General features: G+C 62.7%; 1 protein-coding gene. It reads left to right on the forward strand.

Going from position 1 to position 475, the window contains the following annotated elements; genetic code table 11:
• The coding region (locus I6F37_RS38840) for an efflux RND transporter permease subunit (protein WP_225154196.1) at positions 1-475 on the forward strand (475 nt) is incomplete at both ends.

Below are 475 nucleotides of genomic sequence, written 5' to 3' on the forward strand. Positions count from 1 at the left end.
GATTCCGCTTGCCGAACTCGCCACGATCGAACTGGCGCAGGGACCCAATCAGATCAATCGTGAGAATGGCAAACGCCGTGTCGTCGTCACGGCGAACGTGCGCGACCGTGATCTCGGGAGTTTCGTGGAGGAGCTGCAGCAGCGCGTGACGGAGGGAGGCGATCTGCCAAGCGGCTACTGGGTCGAATTCGGCGGTACTTTCGAACAGCTGCAGTCCGCGAGCCAGCGGTTGGCGATCGTGGTGCCCCTGACGCTCGTGATGATCGTGGGTCTGCTGTGGCTGGCGTTCCGGTCGTTGACGTCCGCGCTGCTGATTTTCAGCGGTGTGCCCCTTGCACTCACGGGCGGCGTCTTCGCGCTCTGGCTGCGCGGTATTCCGCTTTCGATCTCCGCCGGAGTGGGGTTCATTGCACTCTCCGGTGTGGCGGTGCTGAATGGCCTGGTGCTGGTCAGCTTCATACGCGATCTGACGTTG

Source organism: Bradyrhizobium sp. NBAIM08, from assembly GCF_020193935.1.
GTDB lineage: Bacteria > Pseudomonadota > Alphaproteobacteria > Rhizobiales > Xanthobacteraceae > Bradyrhizobium > Bradyrhizobium yuanmingense.